The organism is Dapis purpurea BLCC-M126, from assembly GCF_050015975.1.
In the GTDB taxonomy this organism is placed as follows: domain Bacteria; phylum Cyanobacteriota; class Cyanobacteriia; order Cyanobacteriales; family Microcoleaceae; genus Trichodesmium.
In genome coordinates this window covers 22,407-42,653 of record NZ_JBNHER010000180.1, presented here as the reverse complement: position 1 = coordinate 42,653, position 20,247 = coordinate 22,407, and the positions used below count along the sequence as shown (strand labels likewise).

At 37.0% G+C, this 20,247-nt stretch carries 22 protein-coding genes, 1 tRNA gene and 2 pseudogenes; 15 read left to right on the top strand and 10 right to left on the bottom strand.

All coding sequences use genetic code 11. The annotated features are described in order from the left end of the window. The first annotated feature begins 6 nt into the window (after positions 1-6). From ACP6PL_RS15900 to hypA, 8 genes are all read left to right on the top strand, one after another. Entirely contained in the window at positions 7-255 is a 249-nt protein-coding gene (locus ACP6PL_RS15900; protein ID WP_426546235.1) for a HypC/HybG/HupF family hydrogenase formation chaperone, read from the top strand. Positions 256-392: 137 nt separating this feature from the next. Continuing rightward, positions 393-1,565: a hydrogenase formation protein HypD gene (gene hypD / locus ACP6PL_RS15895; protein ID WP_426546234.1), complete on the top strand. Its 1,173-nt coding sequence runs from the start codon at positions 393-395 to the stop codon at positions 1,563-1,565. Positions 1,566-2,020: 455 nt separating this feature from the next. Then, on the top strand, positions 2,021-2,245 hold the full coding sequence (locus ACP6PL_RS15890; RefSeq protein WP_426546233.1) for a tautomerase family protein: 225 nt from the start codon (positions 2,021-2,023) through the stop codon (positions 2,243-2,245). 75 nt (positions 2,246-2,320) lie between these two features. Beyond that, a complete protein-coding gene (locus ACP6PL_RS15885) occupies positions 2,321-2,785 on the top strand; it encodes a GNAT family N-acetyltransferase (protein ID WP_426546232.1) in 465 nt (154 codons plus the stop codon). A gap of 95 nt (positions 2,786-2,880) precedes the next feature. Beyond that, complete coding sequence (locus tag ACP6PL_RS15880; RefSeq protein WP_426546231.1) at positions 2,881-3,678, top strand: Uma2 family endonuclease; 798 nt, start codon at positions 2,881-2,883, stop codon at positions 3,676-3,678. Between the two features lie 316 nt (positions 3,679-3,994). Next, complete coding sequence (gene hypE / locus ACP6PL_RS15875; RefSeq protein ID WP_426546230.1) at positions 3,995-5,083, top strand: hydrogenase expression/formation protein HypE; 1,089 nt, start codon at positions 3,995-3,997, stop codon at positions 5,081-5,083. Between the two features lie 101 nt (positions 5,084-5,184). Further along, positions 5,185-5,487 carry a hypothetical protein gene (locus tag ACP6PL_RS15870; protein WP_426546229.1) on the top strand — a complete coding sequence of 101 codons (303 nt, stop codon included), beginning with the start codon at positions 5,185-5,187 and terminating at the stop codon, positions 5,485-5,487. Positions 5,488-5,626: 139 nt separating this feature from the next. Then, on the top strand, positions 5,627-5,971 hold the full coding sequence (gene hypA / locus ACP6PL_RS15865) for a hydrogenase maturation nickel metallochaperone HypA (protein ID WP_426546228.1): 345 nt from the start codon (positions 5,627-5,629) through the stop codon (positions 5,969-5,971). A 392-nt stretch (positions 5,972-6,363) separates the two neighbouring features. Here the strand turns inward: hypA and ACP6PL_RS15860 are convergent, their stop codons facing one another. The 6 genes and pseudogenes from ACP6PL_RS15860 to ACP6PL_RS15835 all read right to left on the bottom strand — a co-directional run. Further along, complete coding sequence (locus ACP6PL_RS15860; RefSeq protein WP_426546227.1) at positions 6,364-7,137, bottom strand: SH3 domain-containing protein; 774 nt, start codon at positions 7,135-7,137, stop codon at positions 6,364-6,366. A gap of 1,273 nt (positions 7,138-8,410) precedes the next feature. Next, complete coding sequence (locus ACP6PL_RS15855; RefSeq protein ID WP_426546226.1) at positions 8,411-9,631, bottom strand: FAD-dependent oxidoreductase; 1,221 nt, start codon at positions 9,629-9,631, stop codon at positions 8,411-8,413. A 206-nt stretch (positions 9,632-9,837) separates the two neighbouring features. Beyond that, positions 9,838-10,314, bottom strand: a complete 477-nt coding sequence (locus tag ACP6PL_RS15850; protein ID WP_426546225.1) for a peptidoglycan-binding domain-containing protein — start codon at positions 10,312-10,314, stop codon at positions 9,838-9,840. Positions 10,315-10,665: 351 nt separating this feature from the next. Continuing rightward, complete coding sequence (locus ACP6PL_RS15845) at positions 10,666-11,982, bottom strand: sensor histidine kinase (protein ID WP_426546224.1); 1,317 nt, start codon at positions 11,980-11,982, stop codon at positions 10,666-10,668. An 18-nt stretch (positions 11,983-12,000) separates the two neighbouring features. After that, on the bottom strand, positions 12,001-12,654 hold the full coding sequence (locus tag ACP6PL_RS15840) for a response regulator (protein WP_426546223.1): 654 nt from the start codon (positions 12,652-12,654) through the stop codon (positions 12,001-12,003). A gap of 38 nt (positions 12,655-12,692) precedes the next feature. Next, a pseudogene (locus ACP6PL_RS15835) lies at positions 12,693-12,803 on the bottom strand (IS1 family transposase); the annotation flags it as partial. Between the two features lie 112 nt (positions 12,804-12,915). Between ACP6PL_RS15835 and ACP6PL_RS15830 the strand changes: the two are divergent. The 5 genes and pseudogenes from ACP6PL_RS15830 (at position 12,916) to hypB (ending at position 15,555) form a co-directional block, all read left to right on the top strand. After that, positions 12,916-13,371, top strand: coding sequence for a Uma2 family endonuclease (locus tag ACP6PL_RS15830; RefSeq protein ID WP_426546247.1), 456 nt, complete (start codon positions 12,916-12,918; stop codon positions 13,369-13,371). A gap of 538 nt (positions 13,372-13,909) precedes the next feature. After that, positions 13,910-13,993, top strand: a tRNA-OTHER gene (locus ACP6PL_RS15825). A gap of 167 nt (positions 13,994-14,160) precedes the next feature. Next, positions 14,161-14,331 (top strand): annotated as a pseudogene (locus tag ACP6PL_RS15820) (DUF2887 domain-containing protein); the annotation flags it as partial. Positions 14,332-14,399: 68 nt separating this feature from the next. Continuing rightward, positions 14,400-14,555, top strand: a complete 156-nt coding sequence (locus tag ACP6PL_RS15815) for a hypothetical protein (RefSeq protein WP_426546222.1) — start codon at positions 14,400-14,402, stop codon at positions 14,553-14,555. Positions 14,556-14,715: 160 nt separating this feature from the next. Next, positions 14,716-15,555 carry a hydrogenase nickel incorporation protein HypB gene (hypB, locus tag ACP6PL_RS15810; RefSeq protein ID WP_426546221.1) on the top strand — a complete coding sequence of 280 codons (840 nt, stop codon included), beginning with the start codon at positions 14,716-14,718 and terminating at the stop codon, positions 15,553-15,555. 272 nt (positions 15,556-15,827) lie between these two features. Here hypB and ACP6PL_RS15805 read toward each other — a convergent pair whose 3' ends face one another. After that, the gene (locus tag ACP6PL_RS15805; protein ID WP_426546220.1) at positions 15,828-16,943 is read right to left on the bottom strand and encodes a CU044_2847 family protein; all 1,116 of its coding nucleotides are present in this window, start codon (positions 16,941-16,943) and stop codon (positions 15,828-15,830) included. 413 nt (positions 16,944-17,356) lie between these two features. Here ACP6PL_RS15805 and ACP6PL_RS15800 point away from each other — a divergent pair, with 413 nt between their 5' ends. Together ACP6PL_RS15800 and ACP6PL_RS15795 are read left to right on the top strand one after the other, a co-directional pair. Beyond that, on the top strand, positions 17,357-17,566 hold the full coding sequence (locus ACP6PL_RS15800) for an element excision factor XisH family protein (protein ID WP_426546219.1): 210 nt from the start codon (positions 17,357-17,359) through the stop codon (positions 17,564-17,566). A gap of 194 nt (positions 17,567-17,760) precedes the next feature. Then, positions 17,761-18,096 carry a XisI protein gene (locus tag ACP6PL_RS15795; protein ID WP_426546218.1) on the top strand — a complete coding sequence of 112 codons (336 nt, stop codon included), beginning with the start codon at positions 17,761-17,763 and terminating at the stop codon, positions 18,094-18,096. Positions 18,097-18,286: 190 nt separating this feature from the next. Here ACP6PL_RS15795 and ACP6PL_RS15790 read toward each other — a convergent pair whose 3' ends face one another. From ACP6PL_RS15790 to ACP6PL_RS15780, 3 genes are all read right to left on the bottom strand, one after another. Next, positions 18,287-18,706, bottom strand: coding sequence for a type II toxin-antitoxin system VapC family toxin (locus ACP6PL_RS15790; RefSeq protein ID WP_426546217.1), 420 nt, complete (start codon positions 18,704-18,706; stop codon positions 18,287-18,289). Further along, positions 18,697-18,957, bottom strand: a complete 261-nt coding sequence (locus tag ACP6PL_RS15785) for a type II toxin-antitoxin system ParD family antitoxin (RefSeq protein ID WP_426546216.1) — start codon at positions 18,955-18,957, stop codon at positions 18,697-18,699. The genes ACP6PL_RS15790 and ACP6PL_RS15785 overlap by 10 nt, the downstream gene beginning before the upstream one ends. A 285-nt stretch (positions 18,958-19,242) precedes the next feature. Next, positions 19,243-20,247, bottom strand: a 1,005-nt coding sequence (locus tag ACP6PL_RS15780; protein WP_426546215.1) for a formylglycine-generating enzyme family protein, incomplete at its 5' end; no start/stop codon positions are given.

The window sequence follows — 20,247 nt, the reverse complement described above, 5'->3', positions numbered from 1 at the left end:
ATAAAAATGTGTTTAGGTATTCCCGGTCAAATTACGGAAATAACTGATGCCGAGAGGAAGTTGGCAATAGTTAGTATTAGTGGGGTGAAACGAGAGGTAAATATTGCTTGCATAGTTGATGAAGAACATCCGGTCGAGTCATGTATTGGCGACTGGGTGTTAGTTCATGTGGGTTTTGCCATGAACCGTTTAGATGAGGAAGAAGCAACAGAAACTTTGAAATTATTGCAGGAAGTTGCTGCGGTAATGAATTAAAACGTAGGTTGGGTGGAAGAAATGAAACCCAACATATTGTTATATTTATTTCTGATAACTGATAATTGATAACTGATGTAAATTGGGTTGAGGAAACAAAACCCAACATATTGTTATATTTATTTCTGATAACTGATATGAAATACGTTAAAGAATTTCGCGACCCCCAAAAAGCTCAAGGTTTAATAAAAGAAATTGATAAACTCAGCCAAAAATTAGGATACAGCACGGAACACCCACTAAAAATAATGGAAGTTTGTGGCGGTCACACTCACTCTATTTTCAAGTATGGCATTGAGGAAGTTTTACCTAATAATATTGAACTAATACATGGCCCTGGATGTCCGGTTTGCGTCATGCCCAGGGGTAGATTAGATGACGCGATCGCTTTGGCAGAAAAATTAAACGTTATTTTTACAACTTTTGGGGATGCGATGCGGGTGCCGGGTTCCCAAAAAAGTTTGTTGCAAGCAAAAGCTCAGGGTGCAGATATTCGGATGGTTTATTCGCCCCTGGATAGTTTGCAAATAGCTAGGGAAAATCCAGACAAAGACGTTATTTTCTTTGGTTTGGGTTTTGAAACTACTGCCCCCAGTGCTGCTTTAACTATTTTGCAAGCAGAAGCAGAAAATATTTTCAACTTTAGCGTTTTCAGTAATCATGTTTTGGTTGTACCTGCTTTAGAAGCATTACTGAGTAACCCAGATTTAGAATTGCAAGGTTTTGTTGGGCCTGGTCATGTGAGCATGGTTATTGGTACCGAACCCTACCGCGTAATTTCCGAAAAATATCAGAAACCTTTGGTTGTATCAGGATTTGAACCTCTGGATATTTTGCAATCTATTTGGATGTTACTACAGCAAATGTTAGAAGGTCGTTGTGAGGTGGAAAACCAATATAGTCGGGTGGTGAAAGAAAGCGGTAATAGGGTAGCACTGGAAGCAATGGGCAAAGTATTTGAAGTGCGAGATGCGTTTGAGTGGCGTGGTTTAGGAGAAATTCCTGAGTCTGGGTTAAAGATTACTGATGCTTATGCCTATTTTGATGCTGAGGTCAAATTTTGTGTGCCGAACAAAAAAGTTGCTGATGCTAAAGCTTGCCAGTGTGGGGAAATTCTTAAAGGTGTGTTGAAACCATGGCAGTGTAAGGTATTTGGTACCGCTTGTACTCCAGAAAATCCTATCGGTACTTGCATGGTTTCCTCCGAAGGTTCTTGTGCTGCCTATTATAAATATGGTCGGTTGTTTAAAAAGGAAGAAGGAAGAAGTAAGAAGGAAGAAGGTAGTGTATTAAGCATTAATATGAAATGAGGAAAAAAGGATAATATAGCAATCATATTTCAGTTGTGAGATTTTAGTAGTAGTTAGGAGTCAGGAGACAGGAGTCAGGAGTCAGAATATTGAAGGATTTTGAGCGTTCTTAATTGTTCTGAAATATCTCATAAATCATTCCTGATTGCTATAGTTTGAAAAATCTGTCACCAGTCAGTGTTTTAAAACTACTTTTTTTTACTTAGAGACTGTTTGTAAAATAATTATTAAGAGAGCATACGAGTAACTAAAATCTAAAAGTGCTAATACTTCAAGGGATTTAAAGAAGATAGATATATAAGTATTCAGTACATATATTCCTAGATTTTTAAGCGACAAATATTTGTCTTGATTTCTTCCTACCTATTCCCTATTCCCTATCTCCTTTTTATATTTCCTTTACAAACAATCTCTTATACTTTATATATTCATCAATTAGGAAAGAGGAAAAAATTATGCCATTTATAACAATTCAAATTGCCGACGGTCACTCCGTTGAACTAAAACGCAAATTAGCAAAAGCTGTAACTGATTCAGTTGTTTCTACTTTAGGATCAAAACGAGAGTGGGTGACAATTCATATCGACGAATTTAGTCGAGAAAATTGGGCAGTCGGCGGTCAACTTCATATTGATAAACATCCTGATCGCCATGCAGAAAAAGTAGAAAATAATAGTTAATTTTTCGGGTAAAAATTGGCAGTTCGTCTGAAGTAAGTAAGCAATTAATTATTTTAAAATTGCCGTCTAAAAATTATGGTTAAAACAGAAATACTAATCAGAGACGCAGTTCCCACTGACATAAAAACCATTATGGAATTGCTTTATCTAAAAGCAGAATTTGACGGCTGCCCCGAATCTCTCAAAGCCACAAGCGAACAACTAAATAAAGATTTATTCTGCAGAAATCCTCTCACTTCAATTTTATTAGCTGAAGTGGGGAGTAAACCTGTAGGTTTTGCTAGTTATCATCGAATTTATTCTACATTTTTAGCTAAACCTGGAATTTGGCTAGATGATTTGTATTTAAAAGAAGAATACCGAGGTCAAAAAATTGGTAAAGCTTTAATAACTCGTCTGTATCAAATAGCTGAAGAAACTGGTTGTGGTAGAATTGATTGGACTGTAAATATTAATAACTCTCAAGGTATTAACTTCTATGAAAAAATGGGAGCTAATATTATAGAAAAGGTGAGATTATGTCGCCTGGAAATTCAATAATTAAGAAGTCATGTAGGTTTGGTTATATAAACTCAAATCAACCTAATTTAGTCTCCTATTTATAATACTTACTGCTAATCATAATTAAAAAAATTATGTCTACATCACAAACACCAATAAATATTGAAAATAATCCCAAATATTTTAAGAATAAACCAGAAGATTTTGAGTTTATCGAACCCGATCTTAGTGATGTTATTACTGAAGATGATACTCCCGTGGATAATTTAATTTCCGAGAAACAACAAAGACTATTAACGACTACTTTATACAGTTCTTTTTCCACCGATTTACCATTTTTAGCTACTGCGAATGTCGGACTTTTTTACGGCAATAAAATACCACCACTTGTACCAGATATTCTCCTAAGTTTACGAGTCAAAGTACCGGAAGATTGGAGTCAAAAACAGAATCGTTCTTATTTTGTATTTTCTTTTGGTAAACCTCCAGAAGTAGCGATTGAAATTGTCTCTAATAAAATCGGTAATGAACTAGGTAGTAAATTACAAGATTATGCTTTTGCTGCGGTAGGCTATTATGTTGTTTTTGACCCACTAAAACAACTTGGGGAAACTATTTTACGAGTCTATGAATTACGAGGTAATAGTTATGTAGAATTACAGAATTTCTATTTGCCACAAGTTGGATTAGGTTTAACAATTTGGCATGGATTTTTTGAAGGGAAAGAATATGATTGGTTGCGTTGGTGCGATGAGTCGGGGAATATTCTATTAACTGGAGATGAACGAGCAGAACAAGAAAAACAACGAGCAGAACAGGAAAAACAACGAGCAGAACAGGAAAAACAAAGAGCAGAACAGGAAAAACAAAGAGCGGATAGACTGGCAGAAATTCTCAGGGAAAGAGGTATTAACCCTGATGAAATTTTGTAGAAAAAAATTTCAGACTTCAAATTTTCTACTTACTTAAAGGAGCCATGTAAAAATAAGTTGTACAAATTTAATCTGAAATAAATTGTAAAATCTAGCTTCCATCAAAAAAACTGTTCAGGTTATTATTACACGAATCTTAAGTAGGATCTACTGATAACTGATAACTAATAACTAATAACTAATAACTGATAACTGATACACGAATCTTAAGTAGGAGCTACTAATAACTGATAATTGATAACTGATAACTAATAACTGATAACTAATAACTAATAACTAATAACTGATAACTAATAACTAATAACTGATAACTGAAATGACACCTACCCAACATCCTTTATTTAAAAAAATCGAACAAGCACGACGTCGCCCGACAAAAGTGCGCGACACCAACATTACTCTCGCTCACGGTAGCGGTGGTAAAGCAATGCGGGACCTCATAGAAGATATTTTTGTCGGCAACTTTGACAACCCCACCCTATCTCAACTAGAAGACCAAGCAACATTCGACCTGGCGACTCTTACTGCTCAAGGAGACAGACTTGCTTTTACCACCGACTCTTATGTAGTTGACCCCATATTTTTTCCTGGAGGTAATATTGGCGAACTTGCAGTCAACGGTACAGTTAACGATCTAGCGATGAGTGGAGCAAAACCTTTATATCTCTCCTGCGGAATGATTATTGAAGAAGGTTTCCCTGTTGACTCCCTCCGAGAAATAGCGAAAAGTATGAAAGTTGCAGCAGATGTCGCCGGAGTGAAAATAGTCACCGGAGACACAAAAGTTGTTCACCGAGGTGCTGCGGACAAATTATTTATCAATACTGCGGGGGTTGGTGTCATTCGTTCGGGCGTTTCTATTTCTGCTCAAAATCTTCAACCAGGGGATGCAGTTATTGTGAATGGTTATCTTGGAGATCATGGAGCAGCTATTACGATCGCCCGTGGAGACCTCGCTCTGGCAACGGAAATCAACAGCGATAGTCAACCTTTGAATGGTTTGGTTGATACTATTCTGGATGTTTGTCCGGAAGTTAAGGCGATGCGAGATGCTACCCGTGGCGGTGTGGCAACAGTATTAAATGAATTTGCCATGAGTTCGGAAGTGGGGATAAGACTTTTTGAATCTTCCCTACCAGTGCGGGAAGAGGTGCAGGGAGTTTGTGAAATTCTCGGTCTCGATCCTTTATATTTTGCCAATGAAGGTAAGTTAGTGACAGTGGTGCCGGGAGAAAAAGCGGAAATTGTTTTGGCAGCAATGAAGTCTCATCCTGCTGGTATTGATGCTGCTATTGTGGGGGAAGTTATTGCTTCTCCTCCCGGAATTTTGTTGTTGCAAACCACCTTCGGCACCGAGCGTATTGTAGATATGTTAGTAGGAGACCAACTGCCGAGAATTTGTTAGGGAGATGGGAAGATAGGGAGATGGCTTCTTTCTTAATACCCAGTTTAAATGCGTCTTAGCTTATCAATTTTTGCAGTTCAAAACCTGAAGATTTAAAGAACATGACAATTTTTTTTGATGCTAAAATTGAGATTATCGAACTTAAGAAATATCAAGAACGTCCTGGATTTTCTGATAAGTATCATCTGGTCAAATTCTTGTTGAACTCAGATGGAATAAATTCGTTTGAAGTTAATATTTGGGTTCATTCTAATTATCCAGAAGCAGAAATAATTAAAGTTGCCAGAACTTTTTTAAATGGTCGTTTACAAGATTTTGTAGAATTAACAAGTGAGGATATTTATACACCTGATGAAGTTGATGCTTTGTGGCAGTCTGTAAAACCTATAAATTGTCAATCTTAAGTTAAAGATATAATTGATTGTAATAAGAGTTACGCACTAGGTGTTAGGCGATCGCTCGCCATCAATTTTTAGATAATACAGGTTTTTTTCAGGACTCAATTTAAAGCTTAATTTGTTAATTATTAATTATTTGCTAAATATGCACGAATTAGGAATCACTCAAAATATTGTTGCTATCGTTGCTGAAAATGCTAAGGATAAATCAGTCAAAAGAGTCACCTTAGAGATAGGTGAACTTTCTGCTATTATGCCTGATGCTATTGAATTTTGTTTTGATGTTTGTAGTAAAGGTACTGTTTTAGAAGGAGCAACTTTAGAAATTATCAAAATTCCCGGTTTAGGAAAATGTCGTCAATGTGGAACAGAAATTCCTCTAGAGCAACCATTCGGTGTTTGTCATGTTTGCAACAGTGTTGAACTTGATATTATTCAAGGTCAAGAACTTAAAATTAAGGAAATGGAAGTAGAAGAATTATGTGTATAATATCAAATCCATTTGCAATAAAAGTGTTATGATAAACCGGGTTTATGAGAGCTAGATTTTAGTATGGTGGGGATTTAAAACAAACCCGGTTTCTACGCTTTTTTATTCCGATTGAAATTATCTCCTTGGTCATTTGTCAAAAAAATTAGATGCTTTTTCCCTGAGTGTGAATATTTTTTTAAGGTTTTGTTTTCATATGTTTGAGCATGAAATGTTTGGGCTGAACGAGGGTGACTATTTTGACTTCATCAACTTTTTTGTATTGCCATAAGTTACAAAAAGATTACTTTCGCCAACAGTATCTTCTCTAGTTTTAGGCCATGTCGGCGACAGCCGTTAACGAAGTTATGCGCCAGCAAAACGCGAGAGCGCCGGACTTCTCGCCGGGGGAGTTAAAAATTTATTGGAGATTTAGACTGAAAATTCTCATTCTCTTCTATTAACAGTGAAAATTCATACTCATATCCACGGAGATTAGAATTTAATTGTAAGGTGTATACCCCACTCACTGGCATAATATCTGCCCATTCACTTTCATTACCTTCAACTGCCATAAATTGGCCATCAGGAGTAATAATTGCTGGGAAGACATCTCCTAAATTTTTGATACTTAGGGTCTGACCCTGAATCATCCTAACGCGGTAGTTATGACTACCAGTACCAATAATTTCACCTTTAACAATAGCTGTGTCGCTTTCTGGGGAAAAAGTAATAGTCTGATCTACTCTTGAGCAAGTGCTACGAGTTCGGTTCTTCGCAACCCAACCTGTAACAGGATTACTAATTCGTAGCCAACCAGATTGTTCATCTGTAACAGAAACAAAGGCATTATTGTTAAGTTGACCAACTATATTACCTTCTTTAACTTCTGGACTTCTACGAACATTCAGAGGTGCTTCAGGATCGTCTACTATAGCCATAGCTATTTCGCATCCTGATGTTGGTGGTGTAATCACAACTGGACTAGATTTTTGACTAACTAAATCTGAGGAGTTAGGAGTTGAAGACTTTTCTTGGTTTAATTCTACTGTAGTTACGGGGTCATCAGCACCGTCGAAGTGGAAGGAATCTACTAAAGCACTAGCTTGAGAAACTTGAGCATGAGCAAATGTACTAGCAATAATGAAAGGAATAGCAGCGATGGAAGCAATGATTTGATTTTTCATGGTTTTTGAATTGATTTAATCGTTATTTAATTCAACAATTTCAGTATCATTCAACTTCAAGGTGAAAGTCATTGACAGTTACAGACAAAACCTATGGTAAGTTCTAACCATTAATCATTGCACTTTTCAGCAATTATCCTGATTCCTGAGTCGGACTATGGGCATCGGGCATAGAGGATATAGAAAATTTGGATATCGCACTTTTCGTAACAAAACTACCGTTCACCCTACATTTAGCCGACTTTCACCCTACAAATCAATTTTTGCCAGCAACCAATCAATGCTAGGAAATTTAGGCAGTTCACTCCCATCATCTTCGCCAATTTCTGCTTGGATGCGTTGCTCTAACTTTTGATATCATGTTCGGATAATTAGTAATAAAAAAACTTCCGGCTCTTCGGGACTGAGGAGTGCCTGCTTTCTCCTGACTTCTGTTCCCATCCAGGAAGTGATTAGGGGTGGGTTGAGGACTATCTCCTGTCTCCTGTCTCCTGACTCCTCCCTCTTTATTTATAACTGTTCAACCGAACATGATATGACTCATAGATAAAACCAAATTTGCATTTTCATCCTTTTTCAAAGCAAGATTTTTCATTTCTTGTGGATCTTCGACTAAATCAAATAATTCTAAATCGTTTGCAGCATATAACTTCTAGATTAGATGGCTGGTTATGTTCTGTAGGAGAAAAGTATCGAGTAAACTTATATCGACCATCAAAAACTGTGCGCAGACTACCCCTTTTTTTCATATTCGGAAGGGTTGCTTGTTTAATCACTTTTCTTATCCCCCCATCTGGATTTATTACTGTGGATAAGAAGCGAAAAAACTCACTGTCATTGGTCATTAGACCGCTATAGGTAACCTGAGTTCAGGTTAAGTAGATTGGGGTAAAGTCCATTCCACAAATCGCTGATAGCTTGGAAACCATGGAAATGCACTACTCCAATGTTCTTGTACCTGTTCGAGATAAAAATGCTTGAAATTTCGATAATGGTTTTGGTCAAACGCAATCAGGATTGTAATGATTTGGCTTAAACACATACTTTTTGCACGAACTCGCTTGATTCCTCCATGTTTTAATAGGGTTTTATCCCATTGACCTTCAAATCTCTGACAGAAATCATCTACGTGGCAGAATAATTCTTCTAAACTAAACATAGGGCAGGTGCTGAATTTTACGCTATTTTCAGCTTACTACCTGCCCCTTTCCTTATCCCGAACTCAGGTTTGGTTATGCTTCCAGGGGGCTGACAGCTTTTGGGTATAGTGACATTACCAATTCCATACAAAGCCCCAATTTTGACCCTGTTTCTGAACATCAGAGTACGACATCTCTGCTTTCTTGGCATTACTGAGCAAATTGATGCCAAAGGGCACGGTCAACAACAGACGAAACATGTGGTTGCGCTTTCCATAAGTCACTTTGCGAGTTATCCATGTCACAGCATCTGCTTCTGGCTTCCAGTGTTTGTTGTACTGGGCAGCGGCTTCCTGGAGGTGCTCGATCTCGAACCTCTCAATGCATTGATCCAGTACTATCGCCGACTCCATCGCAGCATTTATTCCCTGACCGATGGGTGGAAACGGTGCACCTGCGTCGCCCAACAACACTGCCCGTCCGCCGTGTAGTTGCGAGCAAGAAACCATCCTACCAATATGGTAGGTCTTCCGCGTTACAAAACTGGCGAGCGAATCGTCACTGACCATTTTTAGGACATCGGGAGCATGTTGTTTGAGCAGGGCACGGGCATCTTCAACCCCGTTCAACGACAGTTCATGGTCTGAGCCCACGCTGCAAAACCAGCGCAAGCTATCGGCTTTTCGACCACTAATTGCACCAACAACTAAAACTATCGGTAAACCTCCGAATACATGTAAATAGTGCGGATCGAGATGTCCTGTGTTTTGATCGAGTTCGAGCATTGTTGAGTAGTTCGGGATTTCTCCATACTCAGTTATTATGCAGGGTAATTGCTGCTCCATCTTTCGCCGTACCAGTGAGCCGCCACCATCCGCACCAATCAAAAAATCAAACTGCAAGGTGTCACTTTGCCCATCTTGTTTAATTGAAACCTCTCCCGTTTCCACATTGACCTCTTCAACTTGGGTGTTAAATCGGCAGTCAATGCAGTCGCCATACTCTCGCTCCACAACAGTCATCAATGAGCGGAGGATGTCACCGCGCGATCCCGTCCAACCTTGCTCTTTCCATTCCTCAGTCACTAAGCCGTTAAATACTTTGATCCCTCTAAAGGGAAGCATATACTCATCGAAGACATCTGTGGCTTCAATGTAGCGTAGCGCTTTCAACCCATGCCCGGTGATGTCAATAGGGTATGACCGATCGGGATTAAATTGAGAAGTGTCTGCGGGATGTGGGTCCCGTTCGAGAACAGTTGTATGGATGCCTCGACGTGCAGAGGCAATAGCAGAGACCAGTCCGGCTGGACCACCGCCAATAATAGCGATTTTACTTGTTTGATTCGTCATCATTATTATTCTCCTTGATTCGGTTTCAAATGGGCTTCCAGTCATAAGCTCATCTGCTGATGCTCATCGAATCATCGAAGAGCATCCTGATGAAATATCCGCACAGCATATTTTAATTAACTGCTCATTATTAATCGCATTAATTTAATCGTTAATAGCGATGATAAATTAGCGTTTGCCAATATTAGTATTGATGAGTAAATTAAGCTCTAAACATCAATAGATTCTAATTTATTCCAAGTTTGACTACCAACAATTCCATTCGCAGTTAAACCATAATATTTTTGGAATTTATTCACAGCTGATTCTGTTGCTACACCAAATATTCCATCAACTACCAAAGAACCAAATCCAATACCATTTAACCGTCTTTGTAGATATTCTACATCTTCTCCAGTGCTACCAAAACATAGAACTGGACGAGAATTTATATCGTTTTCAGAAACATCAATAGAGTCTACAACAGCCCAAGTTTGAGAACCAACAATTCCATCAATGGTTAAACCATATTCTTTTTGCAAAGCCATGACAGCTTCCTTTGTCAGGTTACCAAATACTCCGTCAACTACTAGGCTATTATCAGCAACAGTTGCATTTAAAACTACCTGTAAATCCTTAACATCTTGACCGGTGCTATCAAGGCTAACGGTTGAACGAGTGGTTGTGGTTTGAGTTGCATGAGTCATAATTTTCTCCTTGTTTTTTGAATTAATTGAATCGTTGTTTAATTCAACAATTTCAGTATCATTCAACTTCAAGGGGAAAGTCATTGACAGTTACAGACAAAGCCGATGGTAAGTTCTAGCCATTAATCATTGCACTTTTCGGCAATTCTCCTGATTTCTGAGTCAGGCCATGCCCAATGCCCATGGAAAAATACAGCGGATTCCAAGTTTATGAGGTACACTAAATTTTTAAATAGTTTTTGAAGTATGGAATAAATTTTTCATGTCTTTAATCAAATCTACTAGAATCACTGTGCCACACTTATATGGAATAGGCTGTAAATGAACGACTTAGATTATTGCTGGTAACAATTATTTTTTCATGGGGACTACCTTCCAAGAGAGTTCACAAATTACACCCCCCTTGGGTAAAGACTCCCGACGAAATTCTCCTCCCAATCTTTTTGCTAATAAATGGCTGTGTTTTGTACCTTGTTGTTCCTTTCCTGGCTTTAAACCACAGCCATTATCCTGTACCTTAATAATATAATTACCCTCATTTTCTTCCCCCGTAACTACAATTCGAGTTACACCACGAGCATGTTTACCTATATTACACAAAGCTTCCTCCAACCACAAACACAAGTCGCGTTTCATTTCCAAGGTGAGGGAAGGTTGAGTAATAGGTGCAAAATTCCGTACTTTGACTCGAATAGTTTGGAAGCAAGGAATATTACGTTTAAGGGTTAGAGAGTATACTTCGTGAAGTAAATTATGCAAAGGAAGATTTAGGTCGATAGAGGTTCCTTCTCCCAAGCGAAGACAATTTTCCAAAGTAGCAGATTCTAAAATTTCTGGCGAGCTTACTGACTTACTAGCTGTATTATTTTCATCTGTAAAACTGCGTCCCACTGCACGAATTTCAGTATTAAGTTCGTTCAAACGCTGTAAAAATTCTGTTTGAGATATCCGCTCCCTTTGCACATCTCTTTGCAGCAGTGCAAGGGTTTGCAGTGGTCCATTATGAATTTGGGTAAAAGCTTGTTCCAAAGCCTTTTGGCGAATACTCTGCCGCTCTATGATTTGAGCATAATATTGGAGACGTTCGGCATACAAGCTTTCCACTATTGACTGGAGACGATTATGCAAAAAAACAAGTGCAGTTTGCATCCCCATTACTGGTCCGAAGGAGATGAGCAAATCTAGCCCTCGTAAAGAGTATAGTTCTTCTGGGTTAAAAATGAAGTAGGTCAAAATAGGTCCAGCAACACCTATCCAGAGGAGTATAGTTGCCTTCAGCAATCGTTGGGGACGCAGGGTTATCAACATCAACGTCATCAACATCAACGATGCTGAGGATATCGGCGGTAAATTATCTACAAGACTAATGTTGGATGAGGTAAATGCCTTCAGAGAGTAAAACCAACCAGGCATCACAACAAACATTACACTCTGAAATAAACTCAGATTGATTACTTCTTGCAAACTCTCTGGTTTTGTATAAAGACGTATCAGTAATATTAAAGATGTAATTCCGAACAGGGGAGGATTAATTAGATGAAGCTGGTGGGTATTGAGTTCCAACCTGTGGATGATAGTGGCAATAGTTGTACCTACAACCGTCAAAATCAAAACAGCTAGAACCATTCGGCGCTTTAGTTTACTTTGGGGATCTAAAATGATAGACATAATATTCTCAATGATTAATCAATCTAGTAAACCTTTTTCCCGCGCACGGATTTGTGTTAAAGCTCGAATGTTTTTTCCAGGTTCAGGATAAATTCCCAATACATCCTGAATTTTTGACCAGTAGTGACGAATCATACGTTCTGACTTATACATTGATTGAGCAATAGCTTTATCTTGCAATCCTTCTTCAAAAGCAAGTCGCAACACTTCCAACCACTCAGGTTTTACTTGCAAATCGGTTTGTAAATCCTTAGTATGAGTAAGTCCTTGCATTGCCCATTCCATCCGAGTTATAAAAGTTTCTACAGTTTCGCTTTTATCAGCGATTGTAAATCCTCCTTGATGGGCATCAATTTCAGGTATGAGGCGAACTAATGCTTTGATGCTACTACTTTGCACCATTAAGTTAAGTTGCGGATAATCTTGCATTAACTGCTTGAGTAAGCCCAATCCATGCTCTATTTCGGCGGTTGTTCCTGATTCCTGGGGAATAGATAAATCGGCTATCGCTAAATCGGGAGAATGCTCGGCAACTTGTGTAAGAGCTTCTTGCGCGGTTTGAGCTGAGAATATTTGGGCATCCCCAAAGCGCTCGCTTACCAAACTAATAGTTCCATTTAACAGTAAGCGATGGTCATCAACAATGAGAATTTTTGGTTGTTGAATATTCATTTTGAGTAAAATAAATGGTAGTCCTGCTCGCGTAATGGTCAAGTAAAAATTGTGGCATTATAGTAATGTATGAAGTTCCAAATGGCTCCAATGTGATTACTTAACTTTTTAGAAAACAATAACGTTTTTCGTACTAAACGAGTGTATTTAAACAACTAAAATAGAAACTAATAAATCAATAACTCAGTCAACTATGATTCTCTTAAATGAGTTATCCGAACATCTCCAGATTGACGATCCGGAAGAACATCATACCATACCATTAGTCCGGTAAGTTGGTCGCAATACGAAACATTATTATTAACTCTGGGGGAGCGCTCTTCCTACCATATCAATTATTTAGATGGAGTTCTAGAAATTGTGGCCCCTAGTCGTAGGCATGAAGGTAGAAAAACCAGAATTGGAACATTGTTAGAAATTTACTTTCTGGAAACCAACACAGAATACTTTCCCACAGGTTCCACAACTTTTCTTTTATCTGAACAGTCCGTGGGAGGCGAACCAGACGAGAGTTATTGTGTTGGCACAGATAAAGAATTCCCCGATTTGGCCATTGAAGTCGTTGTCACCTCTGGTGGAATTAATCGGTTGGCTATCTATCAACAACTAGGAATACAAGAAGTTTGGTTTTGGGTTAAAGATCGCCTTGCTATTTACTATTTGCGAGAAGATTCGGAGCAATTAGGAGCCACCTTTGGTTATGAGGCCATTATATAGAAGTAAAGTTTTACCTCAATTAAACATCGAGTTATTAACCGAATGTATTCAAAATCCAAGTCCTCTTGCTGCTGCCAAAGTGTTTCGGGAAGAAATACAATAAAATGGTCAGTAATTAATAATTAATTATTAATTATTAATTATTACTCCTTCTTAAAACGGATAGGATTGATTCAAAGGAAAGTTTTTGATTTTATCTCCTTCACTGGACTGAGAGCAAAAAGTAGCTAAAAAATAGCATCAAATCTTTACACACTAATGAATTAAGCTAAATTTAGCCAGGGTAGCTGATATATCTGGTTAACTGTACAGTAGCTAAAAATCTTAAGAACTGGAATTCTAGAAATTAATTATTTGACACCTTTGGACAGACTTGTTCTGGACAAATAAAACTTTATTGTATTACGCTATCGACATTTTGTAGCATAATGCTGTAGTATAGATACAACAGAGTAATACAGGACAAAAACCTGTTTACTCAGTTGAACCTTGAAAATTTCAGAAATTGCTAAATTCATGTAAATATTCTGCCAAACCTGGGAACGCGATTGGCATTCACCTGCTCTGAAACCAACAAAAGGACGGTTGCAGGACTGGGGTTCGATTCCCCACGTTTCCACCAAAATCTTCTAGCCACCATTTGCAAGGCAAGCTATGTGCAATCGCAGTCGTCGATGTAAGTCTACTGGAGGTTCAAAGTCCAACGGTAGAGATGATCGCCTTAGAAGCAATGCGTTCAGGTTTCTTCTATTTGCCGAATTATTTCTCTTTTTATGACAATATCAACCCCCCAATCCTTGGCACATAGTAGTTATTTATCCGAGTCGTAATATCGAAAGGGAACAAAATCAATACTTTGGCAATATTTTAGCCTCAAATCAAGTCCAACGAATTTATTTAGACGAATTGGAAGAAAGTGTAAGTGGTTCATTTAGGTTTAACTTTAGAGGCTATTGCTGAATATTTAGATTTGCCTTTAGAATAAGTTCAAAGATTAGCAAAATTGACTGAAAACTGAAATTAAATTCATGTTTACTTTAAGTGAATTGAAAAAAACTAAAGTTTATCAGGAGGCTTTTGCTGAAGGTAAAGATGAAAGCAAAGCTGAAGCCGAAGTAGAAGTTAACATAGAATATGTATCTAATATGATTCGTTTAGGTTTAGCTTTTGGAAACTATTGCTGAATATTTAGATTTACCTTTAGAGGAAGTTCAAAGATTAGCAAAATCTTAAAATTTGTAGCGCGGGCATCTTGCCTGCGACAACCATACCTCACCTTCGATAAAATACACAGTATAATCAAAAGTCAAAAACAATCAATCAAAAAATGGAGATAGAAAAATTATGTGTGTAACTTGCGGTTGTTCCGGTAATAATGAAATTACTATTACTAATTCTCAAACAGGAGAAAAAATGACAGTAGATAAGCATCATTCCCATACCCATACTCTCTCAGATGGTACTGTTATTACTCATACTCATTCTGATAATCATACTCCTGAACATAATCATCTGGAAACGGCAGAAGTTCATGCCAAAATGCACGGAAATATTATTAGTTTAGAACAGAAAATTTTACAGAAAAATGACCTAATAGCTGCCCAAAACCGAGGTTGGTTTAAAGGTCGAAATATTCTGGCATTAAATTTAGTTAGTTCTCCTGGATCTGGCAAAACAACTTTATTAACTCGGACAATTAACGATTTAAAATCTGAATTGACTTTTAGTGTCATAGAAGGAGACCAAGAAACTATTAATGATGCAGAAAAAATTCGCCAAACTGGTTGTAAAGTAGTGCAAATTAATACCGGAAAAGGCTGTCATTTAGAAGCAGCAATGGTAGAAAAAGGTTATACAGAATTAAACCCTCCTTTAAATTCAATTTTAATGATTGAAAATGTGGGGAATTTAGTTTGCCCTGCTTTATTTGATTTAGGAGAAAATTCTAAGGTGGCAATTCTATCAGTTACCGAAGGAGAAGATAAACCGATTAAATATCCCTATATGTTTCGGGAAAGTGAAGTAATGATTCTGACAAAAATTGATTTATTACCTTATGTACAATTTGATGTGGAGCGGTGTATTGAATATGCAAAACAGGTAAATCCTAATATTAAAATTTTCCAGGTTTCTTCTATTAGTGGAGATGGTTTAAATGAGTGGTATGAATGGTTGAAAAATTAAATTATTCTCGAAAGATAACAAAGTAATCTAAATATTTTTTCCTCATACATAAGAAACCGGGTTTGTGAGAGGTAGATGTTAGTATACTGAGGCATTAAATACAAACCCGGTTTCTATTCTTTGTTATATCAAATCCGCTTGATTGGACATAAAAAAATCTCCAATCCTCATAATTACTAAATCTTTGTAATCCTTTCTCCTCCTGACTCCTGACTCCTGACTCCTGACTCCTAAAAATTAACCAATCTATAACTGTTTAACCGGATTTGATATTACGCATCAAGCAAATAAACTACCCGGAAACCCCTGTTATCATTGGAGAAGTCAGCATCTCCCCATAGACGAGAGGCACTCCGACAATTCCCAGGTTCATCATCCCAATACCCACCACGGATAACTCGTACCTTACTATCTCCTCCAGTTTCCCAAGCACTACCATCTTTAGGCGCATCTTCATAATTCTCGTGCCCAATATCTTGACACCACTCCCACACATTCCCGTGCATATCATATAAACCAAAAGCATTAGGAGGAAAACTACCTACATCTGTTGTCTCCCCTCGAAATTTACCTTTAGGAGCATCGCCATAAGTATAGTCGCCATTGTAGTTAACTAAGTCAGTAGTAATAGTGTCTCCAAAATAAAACGGTGTAGTTGTGCCAGCCCGACAGGCATATTCCCATTGACTCTCACTTGGTAGTTTGTAAGTTTTCTTAGTTTTCTGGGATAACTTCTGACAAAACTTTTGAGCATTCTTCCAGGTGACAGTTTCTACAGGGCGTTTTCCTCCTTTAAAATTAGAGGGGTTTTCACCCATAATAGCTTGATATTGGTCTTGAGTAATAGGATATTTACTCATAGAAAAAGGTTGGATAGTAACTTCATGTTGAGGAGTTTCAGCATTATCTTTTTCCACTTCGTTTTCTGGCGAACCCATCACAAAAGTACCCCCAGGAATAGACACCATTTCTAACATTATACCTTTACCCAAATCTTCAGTAAAAGATGTCACTTCATGGGAACTACGATTAACTTCTTCACCTTTATTGTTGACAATTATGACTTCAAATGGTTTTGGTGTACTTGGTTTAAGAACTAATTTTACTTGGAAACTTGCACCTGCTTTTTCTTTAGTAATATAGAGATTTCCTTCTCCCTCAAAATTAAAACCTACTTCCACCTCAGCTTGTTCAATTTTCATATCTTGATTAATTTCTTGCCAAGCTTCGGCAATAGGACGACTAATACTAACTAATATAGGTTTAACTTGGGCAAAAGTAGATTTAACTTTTTTAACGTCATTAGTAGAAATAGGTTTTGCTTCACCATCTGGAACTTCCGCTTCAACCAAAATCCCATCTTCTAGTTCAATTAGTTTGGTGGCCATATAAGTTTATTAGTAAATTTAACTGCTATTTCAATTTAAACATATTCTAGTAATTTACTCTATGAATTTTGCATAAATCAGAAAACAAGCATTTTAATATTTAGGAAAAGGTGAATATAGCATTTATCAATATAAATATAGATGAAGCAGAAATTTTTTTTTAGGGAATATCGGATTTGGGAACAAAGAAGAAAAATTCCTGTTTTTTCTATAACGTTTATTAGGTAATTAAGGTACACTGATCACTGATTATTGTTATCTGAAGAAAAAGGAATCGCTATGATATAAAAAAACGGTTAATTGGATTTTAAAGAATTACTCTCTAAGCTTTTGACAATATGTTTAACCTATTTTTGATAGTAATATTTTTTGAAATAGCTATACAATATAAAGTTTTGATGTTGTAGTAAATTATGCATGCTAAAGATGTCTTCCATGATGCTGTAAAAAATGCCTTAATCAAAGAAAATTGGATTATTACTAACGATCCTCTTTATTTAGAATTTGGTGGAGTCGATCTGTATGTTGATTTAGGTGCTGAAAAACTTGTTGGCGCTGAAAAAGATGGCAAAAAAATCGCTGTTGAAATCAAAAGCTTTATTGGAAAGTCTCTAATTTCATAATTTCATAATGCTTTGGGGCAATTTATTAACTACCGAATGGTATTAAGGAGAATTTAACCGGAAAGATGTCTATATTTAGCTGTTTCTGAGGATACTTATGAAAGTTTCTTTACCCTAGTATTTACTCAAGTAGCAGTTGAATAAAATCAGATAAAATTGATTATTTATAATCCTGCAAATGAGGTAATTGTGGCATGGAAAAATTAACTAAATATAGGAATTATGTCAAAAATATTATTACTGAGTATAGTCAATACAAACCATCTTATGGAGACATAGAAGTACAAGTTGTTTTTGACGAACAAAGAGATCATTATCAACTTCTCAATGTAGGTTGGCATGAGAATAGACAAGTACGGGGTTGTGTGCTGCAAATAGATATTAAAAATGAAAAAATCTGGATACAACATGATGGTACAGAAATCGGTATTGCTAATGAATTATTAGATTTAGGAGTGCCAAAATCAGATATTATTCTGGCTTTTCATGCACCTTACAAGCGGAAATATACAGGTTTTGCTGTGTCGTAAAATCAATAACGTTGGAGTTTGTTGGTATTTGGGGAAGAAAGCGATCGCTCTCCTGAATTTATCTAAAATCTAAAAACTATTGCGCAACAGATGAATCAAAAATCAAGTTATGTAATGGAGCGATCGCCATTTTTATCTAAAATCTCATCTTTAAAAAATGTAGATAACAGAAAAAAATTCTCTTCAAAATTTATTTAACCATAAAATCAGATAAACAAGTACCTGTAACTAATCCATCTACAGCTTGAAAATGCTTGTCATAACTAAACAACCCTAAATTATGCTGTAAAGCTGTGGCTGCAATCCAAATATCATTTGTAGGAATAGGATTTCCTTTTGTCCTTAACCCACGATAAACTATAGCGTAATATTCAGCAGTATCAGTATCAATAACAAAAACTTTGACTTTTTCAATACTTAGAAACTGTTGTAATTCACTGCGATTTACTGCTTCTTTAGTTCCTACAGCAAATCCTCCTAATAATTCTCCTAAAATCACACTATTAAGGCCGATTAAAGGAGCATTATTAATAATTTCCACTGAATCAGATACATTACGTTTAAAAGCAGTATAATCATTAGTATCTAATAAAATCGGTTTTATTTCCATAAATTTGCTTCAATCTCTCTAAAAGGCTTTGTATTCTCTAAAAATTCAATTTCATCAACTTCTGTCCAAGTTCCTGCTAACTCATCAAATTGATAATTTAACTTTTCCTCTAATTGTGTAGAAATAGTCTCTTGTTTTTCTAACAATTTTAAAGCTGAATCGATCACCTGTGCGATGTTGGTATATTTTCCCTTAGCAATTTGAGATTGAATAAATTTTTCTTGTTCGGGACTTAAGCTAATATTCATCATTAAATTGAATAACTGATTTATATTCTAATTCTATATGTCATTGGGATAGGGAATATTTCACAATAATTTTTCCCTACTAGCCAAAATACCCCCGAAGCAATCTTAAAAGTTCTAGAGATTGCTTCGGGGGGTTAAATAGAAAAGCCAAAGCTAACTATTGTCACCCCTCTCGCAATGACAATAACACACACATTGTCATTGCAACGATGAAAACCCCCTCAAGGCGGAGACAAAAGAGAAAAAAATAAAAGAGGATAAAGGGTAAAAGGGGAAAAGGAAAAAGGGTTACAGAGTTCCCCCGCCACCACACACAATACGAAAACCAACATCGTAGTAGGTGATATCGCGCCTAAGGTTGTAGTCGCGAAACGCAGAACGGCAGTAATCAGGATTGACGTACCAAGAGCCGCCACGCAGCACGGTACTTTCAACATTTCCTCCTGTTAATTTTTGCCAAAGTCGCCCCATAGTAAGCTCTTTTTTTAGCCAAGGACTACCATCAGTAGGCGCACCTTCATAATTGTCATGGCAGTCATCAGCACACCACTCCCACACATTCCCGTGCAGATCGTACAAACCAAAAGCATTAGGAGGAAAACTTCCCACATCAGTTGTTTCTTTTCGATATTTGCCTTTAGGAGCATTGCTATAAGTATACTTGCCATCATAGTTAACTAACTCAGACGTTATAGTTACGCCAAAATAAAATGGTGTGGCTGTACCTGCACGACAAGCATATTCCCACTGACTCTCACTTGGCAGTCTGTAGTTTTTCCCTGTTTTCTGAGATAACCTCTGACAAAATTCTTTTGCGTCGTACCGTGACACTTTTTCTACAGGACGTTTCCCCCCTTTAAAGTAAGAAGGATTTTTTTTCATAATGGCTTGATATTGACTTTGAGTAATAGGATATTTACTCATATAAAAAGGTTCGAGAGTAACTTCATGTTCAGGACTTTCATTATCACGTCTTCCTTCTTCATTTTCCGGCGAACCCATCATAAAAGTACCCCCAGGAATATAAATCATTTCTAAGATCGCGCCATTACCTAAATCTTCAGTAAAAAATCGTGCTTTATCAGAAAGACGACTAATTTCTTCTCCTTTACTGTTGACTTTTATTACATCAAATGGTGGTGTAATTTGTTGAGCAGGTGAATTCTTAGGAACGTCTAATTTTTTGAGGGCTATAATTTCTTCAGCAGATAAATCCTCAGAAATTTCTACAGGTTTTACTTGAGTTTCTTCAACAGATAAATCCTCAGAAGTTTCTACAGGTTTTACTTGAGT